Raw genomic sequence first — 17,575 nt, 5'->3', positions numbered from 1 at the left:
CTCCACGCGTGCGTGGAGGCCGCTTCCGTATCAGCAGGGGCCGCTGCTCACGGCTTGAGCAGCAGGGTGTCCTCGGTGTTCTCCTCGACCGCCTTCTTCGAGAAGGACCACTCGAGCAGTTCGCCCTCTGCCCACTTGTCCGTCTGGTCGACGTAGTGGGAGCTGTAGGCGTGTCCGGAGGCGCCGGTGAGGTTGATCCACCGCGACTTGTCGAGGTCGCCGAGGTTGACCACCATCCGCATCGACGGCACCCACACCACCCCGTAGCCGCCGGCGGCGTTCCAGCCGGTGGCGTTGACCGTGGCCTCGCCTCCGCCGAGCTTCCAGGGGCCCCGGTTGAGGGCGTACTGCACGAAGCCGGGGCCGGCGGTGCCCAGGGTCTGGTTCTTCAGGAACAGGCGGTGCAGCCGGCCCCAGCTCCAGGTGTCGATGTCCTTGCCGAGCTTGGCGGTGAGTTCCCACCGCGCGTCGCCCAGGGCGCGCTTGAACAGCTCGTCACGGTTCTCCGCGGGCTCGCGGGCGCCGGACTTCGGGGTCGTCCACCAGTCGCTGTCCTCGTCCTCCATCAGCGTGCGGACCACCTCGAACCAGCGGTCGCCGCCGTCGGGCTGGGCCTGGTCCGCCTCGCGCAGACCGCACTCGCGGACCTTGACGCGCTCCTCGGCGGGCCCGGTCGGGTTGACCGGGTCGACCCACAGGCACTGGCCCTTGACCCGCAGCTCCTTGGGCAGCTTGTGGCCGAAGGCGAGCTTGAGGACGTTGCGCCAGACGGAGTTGAAGTAGGCGGCCGCCGCCGAGTCGGCGTCCTGGGTGTAGTCCCAGCCCTCCAGCAGCTTCTGCGCCTCACGCACGTCCGGGTCGTCGACGTCGATCTTGAGCAACTCGGGCACGAGCAGTTTGGCTATGCCGCTGCTGTTGTCGAGCTGCATCTGCCGCATGTCGTCGGTGGAGATCTTGCCGCCGTCCTTGATCTTCGACTGGATCAGATCGTTGATCCGCTGGCTGCGGGCACCGTAGCCCCAGTCGGTGGTCAGGGTGTACGGATACGTGTCGGGGTCCACGACGGCCTGGTTGGCGGTGACGATGTAGCCGCGGTCGGGGTCGAACTCGTAGGGCAGTTCGTCCTGCTCGATCCAGCCGGTCCACTCGTACGCGGGGTTCCAGCCGGGTGCGGGGATGGAGCCGTCGTGGTCCTCCGCGCGGCTGGGGATCTTTCCGGGCAGGGTGTACCCGATGTGGCCCTCGGTGTCCGCGTAGACGAGGTTCTGCGAGGGCACCTCGAACAGGGTGGCCGCCTCGCGGAAGCCGTCCCAGTCCTTCGCGCGGTTGATCGCGAAGACGGAGTCCATGGTGCGGCCGGCGTCCAGCGCGGTCCAGCGCAGGGAGACGCCGTAGCCGTCGCCCCGGTCGGGTGCGGCGGAGTCGACGGTGGCCTTCTTGCCGGTCCGCACCAGGTCCTTGGACCGGTCGGAGAGCAGCGGGCCGTTGTTGGTCTCCCGGACGACGATCTTCTGCGAGGCGCCGCCGGCGACCTTGATGGTCTCCTCGCGGGTCTTGAAGGGCACCACCTTGCCGCCGTACTGGTAGCCGTCGCCGGTGATCTTCTCCAGGTAGAGGTCGGTGACGTCGACCCCGGAGTTGGTCAGGCCCCAGGCGATGTCCTGGTTGTGGCCGATTATCACGCCGGGCAGGCCTGCGAAGGTGTAGCCGGAGACGTCGTACTGGCACGTGGCGGAGACGCTGCGGCAGTGCAGACCCATCTGGTACCAGACGGACGGCAGTGCGGGCGACAGGTGCGGGTCGTTGGCCAGCAGCGGCTCACCGGTGATGGTGTGCTTCCCGGAGACGACCCAGGAGTTGGAGCCGATGCCGTCGCCGTTGACGCCGACGGCGGTCGGGAGGTCCTGCAGGACCTGCTGGAGCCCCGTCAGCTGGCTCTCCAGGCCGCTCGCGGTGCCCGCGGTGCCCGCGGTGCCGTCCACCTCGGACGCACCCTCCACTCCGGTGCCGGTGCCGGTGCCGGTGCCGTCGCCGATGCCGGTCCCGTCGCCGATGCCGGTCCCGGTGCCGTCGCCCGTGCCGCTGCCGCTCTCGTCACCGCCCGACTCGTAGGTGCCGGTGAGCTCGTTGTACTGGCCCTCCTGCACCACCGGCTTGTTCCGGCTGTACGGGTATGCCGGATACAGGTCGGCGATCTGCTCCGGGCCGAGGCGGCTGGTCATCAGGGCGCGGTCGATCTCGTCCTGCATGTTGCCGCGCAGGTCCCAGGCCATCGCCTTCAGCCAGGCCAGGGAGTCCACCGGGGTCCACGCGCCGGGCTTGTAGTCGTTGGTGAAGCCCAGGGCCGCGTACTCCAGCGAGATGGCGGCGCCGTCCTTGCCCTTCAGGTAGGCGTTGACGCCCTTGGCGTAGGCGTCGAGGTACTTCTTCGTCGCCGGGGAGAGCGTCTTCTCGTACTCCTCCTGCGCGATCCGGTCCCAGCCCAGGGTGCGCAGGAACTCGTCGGTCTCGACCTGGCTCTTGCCGAACATCTCCGACAGGCGCCCGGAGGTCATGTGCCGGCGGACGTCCATCTCGTAGAACCGGTCCTGCGCCTGGACGTAGCCCTGCGCCATGAACAGGTCCTCGTCGGAGGAGGCGTAGATCTGCGGGATCCCGTGACCGTCGCGTTTGACGTCGACGGGGCCCGACAGGCCTTCGAGGGTGATCGAGCCCTTGGTCTGCGGGAAGGAGGCGCGCACGGTGCCGACCGACCAGTACGCCCCGTAGGCGGCACCGCCGATCAGTGCCAGCACCAGGACGAACACGACCAGACGGGCTTTGCGCCCCTTTTTCCTGCCGGACTTGCCGGGCTGCTGACCCGTGGAGGCGGTGGTATTGGGGGGCATCGCTGTCCTTGCTGTCCTTACGCGAGCGGCAGGGCGGGCTGTGCTTTTAACTGAGCGCTGGGGCAACGATAGGCGCAGGGCCCTGCGCCACTTGACGCGGAGTCGGGTACCACCCCGGACGGACGTTCGATGATGCCAGGAACGCGCGTCAAGAAAGCGTCAAGAGTTAGGTAAGGTAACGAAGTAGTTCGCCGTGAACGCGCCGGCCGACCCGGACCCCGGACAGGAGCTCGGGCGCACCGCGCGGGTGCCAGGGAAGGGAACGGCCACGACTGTCCACCACCTCAACCAGCTCCTGCTCGTCTGCTCGCTGGTCCTGCTCGTCGCCGTCGCGGCGGTCCGGATCTCCTCACGCAGCGGTCTCCCCAGCCTGCTCGTGTACCTGGGCATCGGTATCGCCATGGGCCAGGACGGCATCGGCGACATCCACTTCGACAACGCCGAACTGACTCAGGTCATCGGATACGCGGCCCTGGTCGTGATCCTGGCCGAGGGTGGTCTGGGCACCAAGTGGACGGAGATCAAACCCGTCCTGCCCGCCTCCGCCGTCCTCGCGACCGTCGGCGTCGCGGCGAGCGTCGGTGTCACCGCGTCGGCCGCGCACTTCCTGATCGGGCTGGAGTGGCGGCAGGCACTGATCATCGGCGCGGTGGTGTCCTCGACCGACGCGGCGGCCGTCTTCTCCGTGCTGCGGCGCATCCCGCTCCCCTCACGGGTGACGGGCACGCTGGAGGCCGAGTCCGGCTTCAACGACGCCCCCGTGGTCATCATGGTGCTCGCCTTCTCCACGGCCGGCCCGATCGAGCACTGGTACGTCCTGCTCGGTGAGATCGCCCTGGAGCTGGCCATCGGCGCCGTCGTCGGACTCGCGGTGGGCTGGCTGGGCTCCCTGGGGCTCAAACACGTGGCGCTGCCCGCCTCCGGTCTCTACCCGATCGCCGTCATGGCCATCGCCACCACCGCCTACGCGGCGGGCGCCATGGCCCACGGCAGCGGCTTCCTCGCCGTCTACCTCGCCTCGATGGTGCTGGGCAACACCAAGCTGCCGCACTGGCCCGCCACGCGCGGGTTCGCCGAAGGGCTCGGCTGGCTCGCCCAGATCGGCATGTTCGTCCTGCTCGGTCTGCTGGTCTCCCCGCACGAGCTGGGTGACGACATCGTGCCCGCGCTGATCATCGGACTGGTGCTGACCGTGGTGGCCCGCCCGCTGAGCGTCGTGCTGTGCCTGGCTCCGTTCCGGGCGCCCTGGCAGGAGCAGGCACTGATGTCCTGGGCGGGGCTGCGCGGCGCCGTGCCCATCGTCCTGGCGACGATCCCGATGGTGGAGGGCGTCTCCGGCAGCCGTTCGATCTTCAACATCGTCTTCATCCTGGTGGTCGTCTACACCCTCGTCCAGGGACCGACGCTGCCGTGGCTGGCCCGCACACTGCGGCTCGGCGAGGGTACGGAGGCCGCCGACCTGGGCATCGAGTCGGCACCCCTGGAGCGGCTGCGCGGACATCTGCTGTCGGTCGGCATCCCGGAGGGGTCGAGGATGCACGGCGTGGAGGTCGGCGAGCTGCGGCTGCCGAAGGGGGCGGCCGTCACGCTCGTCGTGCGCGGGAGCACCTCGTTCGTTCCGGGACCGACGACGATGCTGCGGCGCGGGGACGAACTGCTCGTCGTCGCCACCGACCCGGTCCGGGACGCCGCCGAGCGCCGCCTCCGCGCGGTGGGCCGCGGCGGCAAACTGGCCGGCTGGCTGGGGGCGGGCGGGGCGAGGCCCGGGGGGTGACCGGGCGGGCGGAGGCGGGGCTGAGACGTCACTTCCGGCGTCGTTCGCGCGGTTCGGGCACGACCCGTCATTCGCAGGGCCGTAGCCTCTCTGTGCTCACTTTCACAGGACCACAAGCACCTGGCACCTGCGTATACCCGGAACCGCCTGTACCATGCAAGCGATACCCAGATCGAACCAACTCTGCCTGACGCAGAGCTGGCGCGACCGTATGGCGGCCGGCACGCCCTGAGCTGTGGCACCGGCATCTACCGCAGTCAGCGCAAGAGGACAGCTCTCGGCGCGCCCGACACCAGGGGCCCACGCGCCACCAGGCGGCAGAAAGGCACGGGCCGTGGCATCCACGGTCACCACGTCGAAGGACTCTGCGGCCACCCCCCGTCCGGGATACGGCCGACTGCTGCGCACGCGCGGCGCCTGGACGTTCCTGCTTCCCGGCTTCGCGGCACGCCAGCCGTTCGCGATGCTCACCCTCTCCATCGTGCTGCTGGTGCAGCACACCACCGGTTCGTACGGCGCGGCCGGCGCCGTCGCGGCGGCCACCGGCGTCGCCATGGCCGTGTTCGCGCCCTACAGCGGCCGGCTCGCCGACCGTCACGGGCAGCGTGCCGTCCTCGTCCCCGGTGTCCTGGTGCACACCCTGGCCGGGCTGACCCTGACCGCGCTGGCGCTGAACGGCGCCCCGCTGTGGGCGTTGTTCGCCGCCGCCGTGCCCACCGGCGCCTCGGTGCCCCAGATCGGGCCCATGGTGCGCGCACGCTGGGGTGTGAAGCTCAGGAACTCCCCGCTGATGACCACGGCGGCGGCCTTCGAGTCCGTCACCGACGAGCTGACCTTCGTCGTCGGACCACTGCTGGCCACCGCCCTGTGCACGGCCGTGGACCCGGCGGCGGGCCTGGTGGCGGAGGCCGCGCTGACCCTGATCGGCGGTCTGCTGTTCGCCGCGCAGAAGGGCACGCAGCCCGAGGTGGCCGCCCGCGGGCACGCGCGCGTGGAGCACCCTTCCGCGCTGCGCGTCCCCGGGGTGCGCGTCCTGATCGTCATCTTCCTGGGCATCGGGTCCGTCTTCGGCGGCATGCAGGTGTCGCTGGCCGCGTACACCGAGTCGATCGGCGAACCCGGACTGAACGGCATCCTGTACGGCGTCTTCGCGGCGGGGAACATGCTCTCCGGCATCGCCTGCGGCGCCATCGCCTGGAAGGTCGCCCCCCAGCGGCGCCTGGTCATCGGGTACGTGGCGCTCGCGGTGACCGCCTCCGCCCTGTGGACCGCCCACTCGGCGCTGCTCCTGGCCGGTCTCGGCCTGCTGGTCGGCATGTGCATCGCACCCGCCCTGATCACCGGATACACGCTGGTCGACGACCTCGTCCCGGCCGGCGCCCGCACCGAGGCCTTCACCTGGCTGACCGGCGCGGTGGCCCTCGGCCAGGCGGCCGCGGTCACGGTCTCCGGGCAGCTGGAGGACAGCCTCCGGGCCGGCTCCGGGTTCCTGGTGCCGATGGGCGGCACGGTGCTCGCCCTGGTGACACTGCTGGCCCTGCGGTCGCGGCTGGTGCCGCCCCGGGCGACCCGCGAGGTCACGCGCGGCGCGGCCCGGCGCGATCCCGTCGGGGTCAGTGAGATGTGACGCACGGGCGGGCCGTCGCGCAGGGCGCGGGGCAGGCTCCTGTCGGGTTTCCCGCACGCACGCGTGGGGCGGTGACGGCTCCACGGACGTGGCTTCCCGCCTGGGAAGGCACGCCCCGGGGACGCGTCGGGGGTCCGCGCGGGGCACGTACGGGCGCGCGCGGAGAACCGTCCCCGTGACGGTCACGCTCCGGCCGCCGCCGTGGCGGGGTGACGTGCGTTACGCCGATCACTTGCGGCACGGGTTAACATTGACGATCGTTAGCACTCATCGAGTGAGAGTGCCAGGAGGAAGACAGTGCCCACCTATCAGTACCAGTGCACCGAGTGCGGCGAGGGCCTCGAGGCGGTGCAGAAGTTCACCGATGACGCTCTTACCGAGTGCCCGAACTGCCAGGGTCGCCTGAAGAAGGTGTTCTCGGCGGTCGGCATTGTCTTCAAGGGCTCCGGTTTCTACCGCAACGACAGCCGCGGCTCCTCGTCGAGCAGCGCCCCGGCGTCGAAGACGGCCGGTTCGTCGACGGGTTCGTCGACGGGTTCGTCCTCGTCTTCGTCCTCCGCGTCCTCCTCGCCCTCTTCGGCTTCGTCCTCCTCGGGCTCCGGCTCGAACCCGGGCTCCGGCTCGTCGTCCGGATCCGGCAGCACCGCCGGCAGCACCGCCGCCTGAGGAGGGATCCTCGCGCGCCGTCCGGGGCCGAATCCCTTACGGGAGCCCTGTCGTCGTCCGACGACGGGGTTCTCGGCGTTTCCGGGGCCGGTTAGGGTGCGGGACATGACGAACAAGGCGAACGTCGAGATCGGCGTGATCGGCGGATCCGGTTTCTACTCCTTCCTCGAGGACGTGACCGAAGTTCAGGTGGACACCCCGTACGGGGCGCCCAGCGACTCCCTCTTCCTCGGTGAACTGGCCGGCCGGCGGGTCGCCTTCCTCCCCCGGCACGGGCGCGGCCACCATCTGCCGCCGCATCGGATCAACTACCGGGCCAACCTGTGGGCGCTCAGGTCGGTCGGCGCGCGCCAGGTTCTCGGGCCGTGCGCGGTGGGCGGGCTGCGGCCCGAGTACGGACCGGGGACGCTGCTGGTCCCGGACCAGCTCGTGGACCGTACGAAGTCCCGGACGAACACCTACTTCGACGGGCTGCCCCGGCCCGACGGCACTGTCCCGAACGTCGCGCACGTGTCGTTGGCCGACCCCTACTGCCCCGCCGGCCGGGCGGCCGCCCTGAAGTCGGCGCGCGGGCGGGACTGGGAGCCGGTGGACGGCGGCACGCTGGTCGTGATCGAGGGGCCCCGGTTCTCCACCCGCGCCGAGTCGTTGTGGCACCAGGCGCAGGGCTGGTCGGTGGTGGGCATGACCGGCCACCCCGAGGCGGCGCTCGCCCGTGAGCTGGAGCTCTGTTATACGTCCCTGGCCCTGGTCACCGACCTCGACGCCGGTGCCGAGGCCGGCGAGGGCGTCTCGCACGACGAGGTGCTGCGGGTGTTCGCGGACAACGTGGACCGGCTGCGTGACGTTCTCTTCGACGCGGTGGCTGCGCTGCCGACGACGGAGGAACGGGACTGCCCGTGCGCCTCGGCGCTGGGCGGGGTGGATCCGGGGTTCGCACTGCCGTAGGGCTGCCGGCGCGGGGCTCGCGACGCGGGACCGCCGGCGCGGGGCCCGTGCTGTGGCTCACGTTCGGGTGAGGGAGTTTTCCACAGGCTGTGGTCTGTCCACAGGCTCCGGTGGAGAACGGCGGGAAGCCTCATCGTGGGATCCGCAAGCCGATCCCTCGTCGCAGGTGGTGGTCCCGTGCAGTTTCCTCCGTCCTTCCCCTCCCCTTCTCCGTCTCCCTCCTCCGCGCCTCCTCCCTCCCGCTCCGCAGTTGTTCCGCACCCGCCCGGGGCGGGTGTCCCACCGCGTTGCGAGGTGCCGCACTTCGCGCCGGTGCGGGTGCGTGGCGGGCTGTTGCGGTCGGCTCGGCTGGTCCGGCACCGGAGGCGGGCGGCGGCGGTCGGGCTCGCTGTCACGGCGGTGGCGCTGGTGGCGGCGGGCCCCCGGGATGCGGACCGGTCGCGCGGGCATCCCCTCGGCGCTTCGAGCACCCATGCCGGGCCGGCGTCCACGGGAGACCGCGTCGTACGGGCGCGGCGCGCGGGAGCGCGGGTGACGGCGCCGGTGCGGATCGCCGACGCGGCCACCGTGCGGCTGCTGAGGCCGGGCGACCGGGTCGATGTCATCGCCGCCGAGGAGCGGGGGACGGGCGGTGAGGCCCGTGTGGTCGCCCGTGGGGCGCGGGTCACCGAGGTGCCGAAGCCACTGGAGGACACGGGCATGGGCCCGGGCACGGGCGGGGCCCTGGTGGTGCTGTCGGTTCCGCGCGCCACCGCGGCCGGCCTCGCCGGCGCGAGCGCCACCTCACGACTGGCGGTGACCCTGTGGTGAGCCGGTCCCTCTCGGCCGAGGGCGCGGGAGCCGCGTCGAGCACCTCGTTCGAGACCCGATCGCACTGTGCGGCGGGGCGCCGGCATAGGTTGCGGAGCGTTCGATTCCGAGCGTCACACATACGAGAGGAGGCCCCGGGGTGGGTGAGAAGAACGAAACCAGCGTCTGGCAGGGCTTCAAGGCCTTCCTGATGCGTGGGAACGTCGTCGACCTGGCCGTGGCCGTGGTCATCGGCGCCGCCTTCACCAACGTCGTCAACGCGATGGTGAAGGGGATGATCAATCCACTGGTCGGCGCTTTCGGCACGCAGAACCTGGACACCTACAGCTCGTGCCTGAAGGGCCCCTGCACGGGCGCCGGCGATGCCGCGACGGGCGTCAGGATCCTGTGGGGTTCGGTCCTCGGCGCGACACTCCAGTTCGTGATCACGGCCGCGGTCGTCTACTTCCTGATGGTGATGCCGATGGCCCGGTACCTGGCCCGGGTCGAGGCCCGCAGGAAGGCGAGGGAGGGCACGCAGGAGATCGTCGAGATCTCCGAGCTCGAGGTGCTCAAGGAGATCCGCGACGAGTTGGTGGCGCAGCGCGGCCCGCAGCGCGACGGGGTCCCGGTACGTGGCGACGGCGCGGGGTACGGCGAGCGATAGCCGGCGCCGGTCCGCCCGGTGCCCCGGTCAGATGTGGTGGGGCGGCTTCTCGTCGAGGAAGCGCTTCAGGTCCGACGCGCTGTCGCCGGACGGGCGGTCGCCCCATCCCCGGTCGGTGTCGTCCGCGGACGGCTGGTCCAGCGGGTCGTCGAAGACCAGCGCGGGTTTCGGCTCGCGCGGCCGGGGATCGGGGGCAGTGCTCATACGCCCAGAATACGGCCCCGGCGGAACCTTCCCCGGACGGCGGTTACTCCCCGGCTCCTCGCCGGTGACCTCTTCTCGGCGGCTGCTCCCCGCTCCGACGGTGACCGCGCAAGACTGGCGCCATGACTGTTGACGCTCTGACCGATGTGGCCGGTGTGCGGGTGGGACACGCGACCCGTACCGGCGACGGCATGCTCACCGGCACCACGGTGGTGCTCGCGCCCGAGGGCGGGGCCGTGGCCGCCGTGGACGTGCGCGGCGGCGGTCCCGGCACGAAGGAGACCGACGCGCTCGATCCCCGCAATTTCGTGCAGCGGGTCGAGGCGATCGTTCTGACCGGTGGCAGTGCCTACGGACTGGACGCGGCGTCGGGGGTGATGGCCTGGCTGGAGGAGCAGGGGCGCGGGGTGCGCGTCGGCCCCGATCCCACGCATGTGGTGCCGGTGGTGCCGGCCGCGTGCGTCTTCGACCTGGGCCGGGGCGGGGACTTCGGGGCCCGGCCGGACGCGGCCACCGGGCGCGCGGCGGTCGAGTCGGCCGCGGCGACCGCGCCGGGGTCGCGGGTGCCGGAGGGGTGCGTGGGCGCCGGCACGGGAGCCGTGGTCGGAGCGGTGAAGGGCGGAATCGGCACCGCGAGCACGGTGCTGGACTCGGGGATCACGGTGGCCGCGCTGGTGGTGGCCAACGCGGCGGGGTCGGCGCTGGACCCGGACACCGGGGCCCTGTACGGGGAGTTCTTCCGGGGCGGCCGGGTGCGTCATCCGGACACGGAGGTGCACGCGGCGGCGGTCCGGCGGCTCGCCGGCGTCGCGGAGCACAACGGGCCGCAGCCGCTCAACACCACGCTCGCGGTGGTCGCCACCGACGCGGACCTGTCCAAGGCACAGGCGCAGAAGCTGGCCGGCACCGCGCACGACGGCATCGCGCGGGCGGTGCGGCCGGTGCACCTGCTCAACGACGGGGACACGGTGTTCACCCTCGCCACGGGCTCCCGCCCGCTCGACGCCGCGAACCCGCTCGCCCTGAACGAGATCCTCGCGGCGGGCGCCGACCTGGTGACCCGCGCGATCGTACGGGCCCTGCGCGCAGCCGAGTCGGTGGACGGACCGGGCGGAGTCTGGCCGTCGTACGAGGAGTTGTACGGGTAGTCCGTACGGGGAGTTGTACGGGTAGTCGTACGACGAACCGGGCAGGGAGGCGTGTGGCGCGCCGGACGGGGAAGCGTAGGGGGATCGGGCGGGTCGGCCGGGGCGTCCGGTGAGCGGAGGAAGCCGACCGCTGAGCGGAGTGCGTGACCGGCGGCCGACGGGCCGGCGACGAGCGGCAGGAGGGGCGTCTGAACAGGGAGTACGGGTGTCCGTCGGGGGCGGACGGGAATTCTTCGCGCGGTCCGTTCGTTTTCCGGCCGCACGTTTTCTCAGTTTCCGGACATGATGCCCGCCCGAGGGGCTACGGTATGCACCCACAAGGTGACATGCAGCGACGCCAGGAGAAGCCTTGAGCGTTCCGTACGAGACGGCAGCGTACGAACCAGCCGACTCGCCCGAGTCTCCTGAGGAGCATCTCGCGCGACTGCTCGGCCGTGCCCTGAACTCCTTCGAACTGCCCGACGAGGCAGTACGCCTGCTCGACTGCGCGCTGGCCCACGACAGTTCGCTGCACTCCGCGCACCACAGCGCCGGCCTGCACCGCGAGACGTACCGGCACACCTGGCTGCTCGCCGACGGCTCGGCGCTCACGCTCTGGGAACTGGTCCACAACACGACCCCGGGCAGCGAGCCGCAGCACGAGGTGTATGCGGACGAGGAGGAGCTGGGCGTCGCCACCGCCCGGCTGCCGCTGCCGCCGGAGACCCCGGACTTCGAACTGCCGGTGATGGTGCAGCTGTCCCGGATCCCCGCGCCCCGGCCCGTCTACGTCCCCGACGGTTCGGCGGACCACGCGCGCCGCTTACTGCGCCGGGCGGAGAACACGGACCGTCCGGGTCCCGGGACGGCCGCACTGCTGACCACGGCGTCCGCCCACCGGATCACCCAGGCCTTCGGCCGCCCGTCCACCGTGGGCCCCGGCCGCTCGGGGCTGTCCTTCTCGCTGTACGAGCACGCGTTCCTGCTGCGTGACGGTGCGGAGATCTCCCTCTGGGAGGTGGAGCACACGGCCACTCCCGACGGGCGGCACATGTGCGAGGTGTACACCACCGAGGACGCCGCCCGTGATGCGATGGAGCGTCGCGCGACCCAGGTGCCCTGACCACCGGGACCAGACTGCCTGACCCATGGCCTGTGATCCGTGATCCGTGATCCGTGACCCGTGACCCGCCGTCATCGCGCTTCCCGGCCACCGGTGAAGTGCCGGACCAGGGCGACGAACGCCTCGCGCTCGGCCTGGGTGAGCCGCACCTGCTCCACCGGCGGGCCCGTCCGCCGCTGACGCGGAATCGTCCGGAGCACCCGCACCTCCCGGGGCCCCGGAACGTCGCGTCCAGGCTTCGACTCCGGGTGCGGCTCCCTCCGCGTCCGCACCCGCAGGCCGACGCCACTCCTCCCCCGCACCCGCCCGCGGTCCCGCCGCAGGACACCGGCCAGGCCGGCTGCGCAGGCCGCGGCCACCAGGGTGAGGACGGTGGCACCCGTCACCCTCAAGATCGAGTCGTGCTCAGGCATGCGCCCAGTACACATCACGGTCCGGGACTTTGGTCCCGGACCGTGATGAACGTGATCTATATCGCAGTTGAGTCATTTACCTGCGAAAGCCTCAGATGTACTCATTGGCGCGTTTCGCCACTCTTGCCGCCCCGTCCGCCGTCTGCGGCCGTCACCCGCTTTCGTGGTGTCCGCTCCCGTGTCACGCGGCGACCGGCTGCTTGGATTGTGCCGCCGGGGCCGCCGGACCCTCGCCGCCGGGCGCGCCGTTGGCTCCCGGTGCCGGCTTGCGCAGGCCCTTCAGGACGATCACCAGAGCCGTCGTGACACAGACACCTGCCGCGATGGCGACCAGGTAGAGCAGCGGGTTGCCGATCAGCGGGACCACGAAGATGCCGCCGTGCGGCGCGCGCAGGGTGGCGCCGAAGGCCATCGACAGGGCGCCGGTGACCGCGCCGCCCACCATCGAGGCGGGGATCACGCGCAGCGGGTCGGCCGCCGCGAACGGGATCGCGCCCTCGGAGATGAAGGAGGCTCCCAGGACCCAGGCGGCCTTGCCGTTCTCCCGCTCGGTCCGGTTGAAGAGCTTGCCGCGGACCGTGGTGGCCAGGGCCATCGCCAGCGGCGGAACCATGCCGGCCGCCATCACCGCGGCCATGATCTTCATCGCGGAGTCACTGGGGCTCGCGACCGCGATACCGGCCGTGGCGAAGGTGTACGCGACCTTGTTGACGGGACCGCCGAGGTCGAAGCACATCATCAGGCCGAGCAGGGTGCCGAGCAGGATGGCGTTGGTGCCGGTGAGGCCGTTCAGCCAGTCCGTCATGGCCTTCTGCGCCTCGGCGATCGGCTTTCCGATCACCACGAACATCAGGAAGCCGACCACCGCCGAGGAGATCAGCGGGATCACCACCACCGGCATGATGCCGCGCAGCGCCACCGGGATGCGCACCCGCTGGATCGCCAGCACCACCGCACCGGCGATCAGACCGGACACGAGACCGCCGAGGAAACCGGCGTTGATGGTGAGGGAGATCGAACCGCCGACGAAGCCGGGCACGAGTCCGGGCCGGTCGGCCATGCCGTACGCGATGTAGCCGGCCAGGACCGGGACGAGGAACCCGAAGGCGACGCCGCCGATCTGGAAGAGCAGGGCGCCCCAGCTGTCGGCCTGGGTCCACGCGAAGTGTTCCATCACCGACGGCGCCTCGTTGATCTCATAGCCGCCGATCGCGAAGCCGAGGGCGATGAGGAGACCGCCCGCCGCGACGAACGGGACCATGTAACTGACGCCGGACATGAGCCACTTGCGCAGCTTGGTGCCGTACCCCTCACCGGGTTCGCCGGCACGGTCCACGGGGTTGTCACCGGGTACGGCAGCCGCGGTGGCCTCACCGCGCTCGGCCTTGCCGCGGACCTCGTCGATCAGCTCGGCGGGGCGGTTGATGCCCGCCTTGACGCCGGTGTCGACGGTCGGTTTGCCCGCGAAGCGTTCCTTCTCCCGGACGGGCACGTCGTGGGCGAAGATCACACCGTCCGCCGCCGCGATCACGGCCGGGTCGAGCCGGGTGAAGCCCGCCGAGCCCTGCGGCTCGACCGCGACCTCGATGCCCGCTTCCCGGCCGGCGTTCTCCAGTGCCTCCGCCGCCATGTACGTATGGGCGATGCCGGTGGGGCAGGAGGTGACGGCGACGATCCGGAAGGGACGCGCGCGCTCGTCGGACGCACCCGCGCCGGACGTCGCCTCGTCCCGGGTGCCGTCGTCGATGGTGCCGTCGTCGGTGGGACCGTCGCCCGCAGTGCCCGTGGCGGCACCGGCGGAGGCCGCCACCGGCGCCACCACGGAGCCCGTGGAGCCCGTGGAGCCCGTGGAACCTGCGGGGCTGTCGGAGGTCCCGGGACCGGCCGCGTCCACCGTGGCGGCCGTGGTCCCGTCGGAGGCCGGCTGATCGTCCCCGCGGATGAGCGCCGCGGCGCCCTCGGCGTCGCCGGCCGCGCGGAGCCCGTCGGTGAACTCGGCGTTCATCAGCTTCCGGGCCAGTGAGGAAAGGATCGTCAGATGAGCGTCGTCCGCACCGGCCGGAGCGGCGATCAGGAAGATCAGGTCGGCGGGCCCGTCCGCCGCACCGAAGTCGATCCCGGTGGCGCTGCGCCCGAAGCCCAGTGTCGGCTCGGTGACGTGCTCGCTGCGGCAGTGCGGGATGCCGATGCCGCCGTCGAGGCCGGTCGGCATCTGGGCCTCACGGGCGGCCACGTCGGCGAGGAAGCCCTCCAGGTCGGTCACCCGGCCCAGGGCCACCATCCGCTCGGCGAGGGCTCGCGCCGCCGTTTCCTTGGTGTCGGCGGACAGGTCGAGGTCGACCAGATCCGCGGTGATCATCTCGCTCATCGCGGGCTCCTTCGCACGCGTATCGCCCTTGACGTGAGGTGGGCGGAAGCGTGAACGGGGACGGTGGTTCGGTGGAGGACTGTGAGGACAGTGGGGACAGTGCGAGTAGTGGGGACCGAGGGGGTAAGGGGGACTGAGGGGGTCTCATGAGCATCGGTGTTCATGTCACCGGTTCCTTCAACACGCGGTCCACCGGCACCGTTGCCGTGACCGTGACCGCGGCCGGGTCCAGGTCGCCCGGCGTGGGCATCACGCTGCCGGGGGTCTGGACGGCAGCCGCTCCGTGGGCGAGCGCCGAGGCGAGCGCCTCCGGTCCGTGCCCGCCGGCGATGAGGAAGCCGGCGAGCGAGGAGTCGCCCGCGCCCACATTGCTGCGGACGACGTCCACCCGGGCGGAGCCGAACCAGGCGCCGTGCTCGTCGACGAGTACCTGCCCGTCGGCGCCCAGGCTGGCGAGCACGGTACGGGCGCCCATCCCGCGCAGTTCCTCGGCCGCCTTCACCGCGTCGCCCACGGTGGTCAGCCGGCATCCGACGGCCTCGGCGAGTTCCTCGGCGTTCGGCTTCACCACGTCGGGCCGCTCGCGCAGCGCCGCGGCCAGCGCCGGCCCGGAGGTGTCCAGGGCGATACGTGCGCCGACGGCGTGCGCCCGCGCGACCAGCTCGGCGTACCAGGAGGGGGCGAGGCCCCGCGGCAGGCTTCCGCAGCAGGCGATCCAGTCGGCGCCCCGCGACTGCCGGCGGACCGTTTCCAGGAGCAGCTCCTGCTCGGCCGCGGTCAGCTCCGGGCCGGGCGCGTTGATCTTCGTCAGCACGCCGTCCGCCTCGGCGAGCGCGATGTTGGAACGGGTGGCCCCGGCCACCGGCACCGGAGCGACCTCGATGCCCTGCGCGTCCAGCAGTCCGGCGACCGCCGCGCCCGGCGCGCCGCCCAGCGGCAGCACGGCGACGGTGCGCCGGCCGGCCGCGGCGACGGCACGGGAGACGTTGACGCCCTTGCCGCCCGGGTCCACGCGCTCGCCGGTGGCCCGGTTGACCTCGCCGCGCTCCAGCGCGGGAATCTCGTACGTACGGTCCAGGGACGGATTGGGAGTGACGGTGAGGATCATGCACGCACTACTTCCGTGCCGCCGCGCTCGATCGCGAGGGCGTCTTCGGGGCTCAGCCCGCTGTCGGTGATCAGCAGGTCCACGTCGTTCAGGCCGCCGAAGCGGGCGAAGTGCTCCTGGCCGTGCTTGGAGGAGTCGGCGAGCAGCACCACCCGGCGGGCGGCCGCCATGGCCGCGCGCTTCACCGCCGCCTCGGCGAGGTCGGGAGTGGTCAGACCGTGTTCGGTGGAGAAGCCGTTGGCCGCGACGAACAGCACGTCCGCGCGGATCTCTCCGTACGCGCGCAGCGCCCAGGCGTCCACGGCGGCCCGGGTGCGATGTCGTACGCGACCGCCGACCAGGTGCAGCTGGACACCGGGATGGTCCGCGAGCCGGGCCGCGATGGGCAGGCTGTGGGTGACGACGGTGAGCGAGAGCTCCACCGGCAGGGCGGCGGCGAGCAGGGCCACCGTCGAACCGGCGTCGACGATCATCGTGCCGTCGCTCGGAAGTTCCGCGAGGGCGGCCCTGGCGATACGGTCCTTCTCGCCGGCGGCCGTGGTCTCGCGCTCGGCGAGGTCGGGCTCGAAGTCGAGGCGCCCGACCGGGATCGCCCCGCCGTGCACCCTGCGGACGACACCCGCTCGATCGAGGGACTTCAGATCCCGGCGGATCGTCTCCGCCGTCACCTGGAACTGCTCGGCCAGCGAGACCACGTCCACCCGGCCACTGTCCCGGGCCAGCCGCAGGATCTCCTGCTGCCGCTCTGGTGCGTACATGCCCACTCACCTCCGAACCATGCCCGAACGTGTGGTTTCCCGCAGAGATTACGTCGATCTGCGCGGGAAGTAAACGGGAACGGACCCAATCGGGCATGAACGGGCGTGCAGTGTGTCCGTTTCCCTTTCCCCTTCGGCCAGGGCGGCCGGGGTTCGGGCAGGACAGGGGTGCGAACCGCCCCTCCCCACCATCGGCGAGTCCGCCTCCTCCGGCGACTCGGGCAGCGCGAGGAGGGCGGGCAGCGCGAGGAGGGCGGGCAGCTGCCGGCGAGCATCAGGAAGCCGTCAGGTCGTCCCACGGGAAGTGCCGCAGGGTCGCGAGGTTGGCCACGGCCAGCTCCGCCGGCCCCTGCGGGCCCTCGTTCGGACCGTCACCCGCCGCCCAGCCCTCGACGGCCGCGCGGATGGCGGCAATCGCAACGGCGGCGGCGAAACGCAGCCGCGCGTCCGCGGCGGCACTGCGGGCGCCGGCGGCGCCGTCGGCGTGCCCGGCATCGTTGTCGGCCGCCGTGCCGGCCGGCACCCGCGACGCCAGCACCTCCGCCAGCGCGCGCTCCGATGTCTGGCAGACCTCCGCCCACACCCTGCGCAGGGAGGGGTTCGAGTGGGCCAGCCGGACCAGGGTGCGCACCCACGCCCAGGAATCCGACGACACCCCCGCGCCCGGCCTCAGCATGGACCGCGCGGCGTCCTCCAGGGCCTGTGGTACGGACGTCCCGGGCGGCGCCGCCCGCACCGCCTCCACCCAGCGCCGTGCGCCGGCCTCGTAGAGCGGGGCGATGGCTTCTTCCTTGGCGGCGAAGTACCGGTAGAAGGTGCGCGGGGCGATGCCGGCCGCCTGCGCGATGTCCTCGGCACGGGTGGCCTTCAGACCCTGGCGGACGAAGAGACCGGCCGCCGCGCGGGCGATCTCCATACGGGTCTCGGCTTTGCGCCGCTCGGTCAGCGAGACCGAAGGAGACGGCGGGACGGTGCTCCTGTTCACGCCCGGCAGGCTATGCCCATGTGACACAATCTGCCATCTGGTGGGCCACCCCGGGGTTCAGGTTCGGGGTGGCCCGCTTTCCTGTCCCGCACAGGGGGAAGCCGGGTTCGGCACCCGGGGGGAGGGTGCC

15 protein-coding genes are annotated in these 17,575 nt (G+C 71.9%); 8 read left to right on the top strand and 7 right to left on the bottom strand.

The window, feature by feature from the left end; genetic code table 11:
* Window positions 1-47: 47 nt before the first annotated feature.
* Window positions 48-2,888: a penicillin acylase family protein gene (locus tag ACFWVE_RS12920; RefSeq protein WP_384012072.1), complete on the bottom strand. Its 2,841-nt coding sequence runs from the start codon at window positions 2,886-2,888 to the stop codon at window positions 48-50.
* 193 nt (window positions 2,889-3,081) lie between these two features.
* On the opposite strand from ACFWVE_RS12920, the gene ACFWVE_RS12915 reads away from it, so the two are divergent.
* The 6 genes from ACFWVE_RS12915 (at window position 3,082) to mscL (ending at window position 9,359) form a co-directional block, all read left to right on the top strand.
* Window positions 3,082-4,662: a potassium/proton antiporter gene (locus ACFWVE_RS12915; RefSeq protein WP_384012068.1), complete on the top strand. Its 1,581-nt coding sequence runs from the start codon at window positions 3,082-3,084 to the stop codon at window positions 4,660-4,662.
* A 334-nt stretch (window positions 4,663-4,996) separates the two neighbouring features.
* Window positions 4,997-6,289, top strand: coding sequence for an MFS transporter (locus ACFWVE_RS12910; RefSeq protein ID WP_384012063.1), 1,293 nt, complete (start codon window positions 4,997-4,999; stop codon window positions 6,287-6,289).
* Window positions 6,290-6,586: 297 nt separating this feature from the next.
* Window positions 6,587-6,955, top strand: a complete 369-nt coding sequence (locus ACFWVE_RS12905) for an FmdB family zinc ribbon protein (protein ID WP_384012059.1) — start codon at window positions 6,587-6,589, stop codon at window positions 6,953-6,955.
* A gap of 105 nt (window positions 6,956-7,060) precedes the next feature.
* Window positions 7,061-7,903 (top strand): S-methyl-5'-thioadenosine phosphorylase, encoded by an 843-nt coding sequence (locus ACFWVE_RS12900; RefSeq protein ID WP_384012054.1) that lies wholly within the window; start codon window positions 7,061-7,063, stop codon window positions 7,901-7,903.
* A gap of 177 nt (window positions 7,904-8,080) precedes the next feature.
* Complete coding sequence (locus tag ACFWVE_RS12895; RefSeq protein ID WP_384012051.1) at window positions 8,081-8,713, top strand: RcpC/CpaB family pilus assembly protein; 633 nt, start codon at window positions 8,081-8,083, stop codon at window positions 8,711-8,713.
* A 139-nt stretch (window positions 8,714-8,852) separates the two neighbouring features.
* The gene (mscL, locus tag ACFWVE_RS12890; protein WP_384012049.1) at window positions 8,853-9,359 is read left to right on the top strand and encodes a large conductance mechanosensitive channel protein MscL; all 507 of its coding nucleotides are present in this window, start codon (window positions 8,853-8,855) and stop codon (window positions 9,357-9,359) included.
* Between the two features lie 27 nt (window positions 9,360-9,386).
* Here the strand turns inward: mscL and ACFWVE_RS12885 are convergent, their stop codons facing one another.
* The gene (locus ACFWVE_RS12885) at window positions 9,387-9,563 is read right to left on the bottom strand and encodes a hypothetical protein (protein ID WP_384012045.1); all 177 of its coding nucleotides are present in this window, start codon (window positions 9,561-9,563) and stop codon (window positions 9,387-9,389) included.
* A gap of 122 nt (window positions 9,564-9,685) precedes the next feature.
* Between ACFWVE_RS12885 and ACFWVE_RS12880 the strand changes: the two genes are divergently transcribed.
* Window positions 9,686-10,711: a P1 family peptidase gene (locus tag ACFWVE_RS12880; RefSeq protein WP_384012042.1), complete on the top strand. Its 1,026-nt coding sequence runs from the start codon at window positions 9,686-9,688 to the stop codon at window positions 10,709-10,711.
* A gap of 349 nt (window positions 10,712-11,060) precedes the next feature.
* Window positions 11,061-11,813, top strand: a complete 753-nt coding sequence (locus ACFWVE_RS12875; RefSeq protein WP_384012038.1) for a DUF6227 family protein — start codon at window positions 11,061-11,063, stop codon at window positions 11,811-11,813.
* A 71-nt stretch (window positions 11,814-11,884) separates the two neighbouring features.
* Here the strand turns inward: ACFWVE_RS12875 and ACFWVE_RS12870 are convergent, their stop codons facing one another.
* The 5 genes from ACFWVE_RS12870 to ACFWVE_RS12850 all read right to left on the bottom strand — a co-directional run bounded on the left by ACFWVE_RS12870 (window position 11,885) and on the right by ACFWVE_RS12850 (window position 17,376).
* On the bottom strand, window positions 11,885-12,226 hold the full coding sequence (locus tag ACFWVE_RS12870) for a hypothetical protein (RefSeq protein WP_384012033.1): 342 nt from the start codon (window positions 12,224-12,226) through the stop codon (window positions 11,885-11,887).
* A gap of 181 nt (window positions 12,227-12,407) precedes the next feature.
* Window positions 12,408-14,594 carry a fructose-specific PTS transporter subunit EIIC gene (locus ACFWVE_RS12865; protein WP_384012029.1) on the bottom strand — a complete coding sequence of 729 codons (2,187 nt, stop codon included), beginning with the start codon at window positions 14,592-14,594 and terminating at the stop codon, window positions 12,408-12,410.
* Window positions 14,595-14,754: 160 nt separating this feature from the next.
* Window positions 14,755-15,702 (bottom strand): 1-phosphofructokinase, encoded by a 948-nt coding sequence (gene pfkB, locus ACFWVE_RS12860; protein WP_384012023.1) that lies wholly within the window; start codon window positions 15,700-15,702, stop codon window positions 14,755-14,757.
* Window positions 15,699-16,460: a DeoR/GlpR family DNA-binding transcription regulator gene (locus tag ACFWVE_RS12855; protein WP_384012020.1), complete on the bottom strand. Its 762-nt coding sequence runs from the start codon at window positions 16,458-16,460 to the stop codon at window positions 15,699-15,701. Before ACFWVE_RS12855 ends, pfkB begins: the two co-directional genes overlap by 4 nt.
* 274 nt (window positions 16,461-16,734) lie before the next feature.
* Window positions 16,735-17,376 carry a TetR/AcrR family transcriptional regulator gene (locus tag ACFWVE_RS12850; protein ID WP_384012096.1) on the bottom strand — a complete coding sequence of 214 codons (642 nt, stop codon included), beginning with the start codon at window positions 17,374-17,376 and terminating at the stop codon, window positions 16,735-16,737.
* Between the last annotated feature and the right edge of the window lie 199 nt (window positions 17,377-17,575).

This window comes from Streptomyces sp. NPDC058632 (genome assembly GCF_042717095.1).
GTDB lineage: Bacteria > Actinomycetota > Actinomycetes > Streptomycetales > Streptomycetaceae > Streptomyces.
Note: the sequence above shows the minus strand (reverse complement) of the source record. Positions and strands in the feature narration are given on the sequence as shown.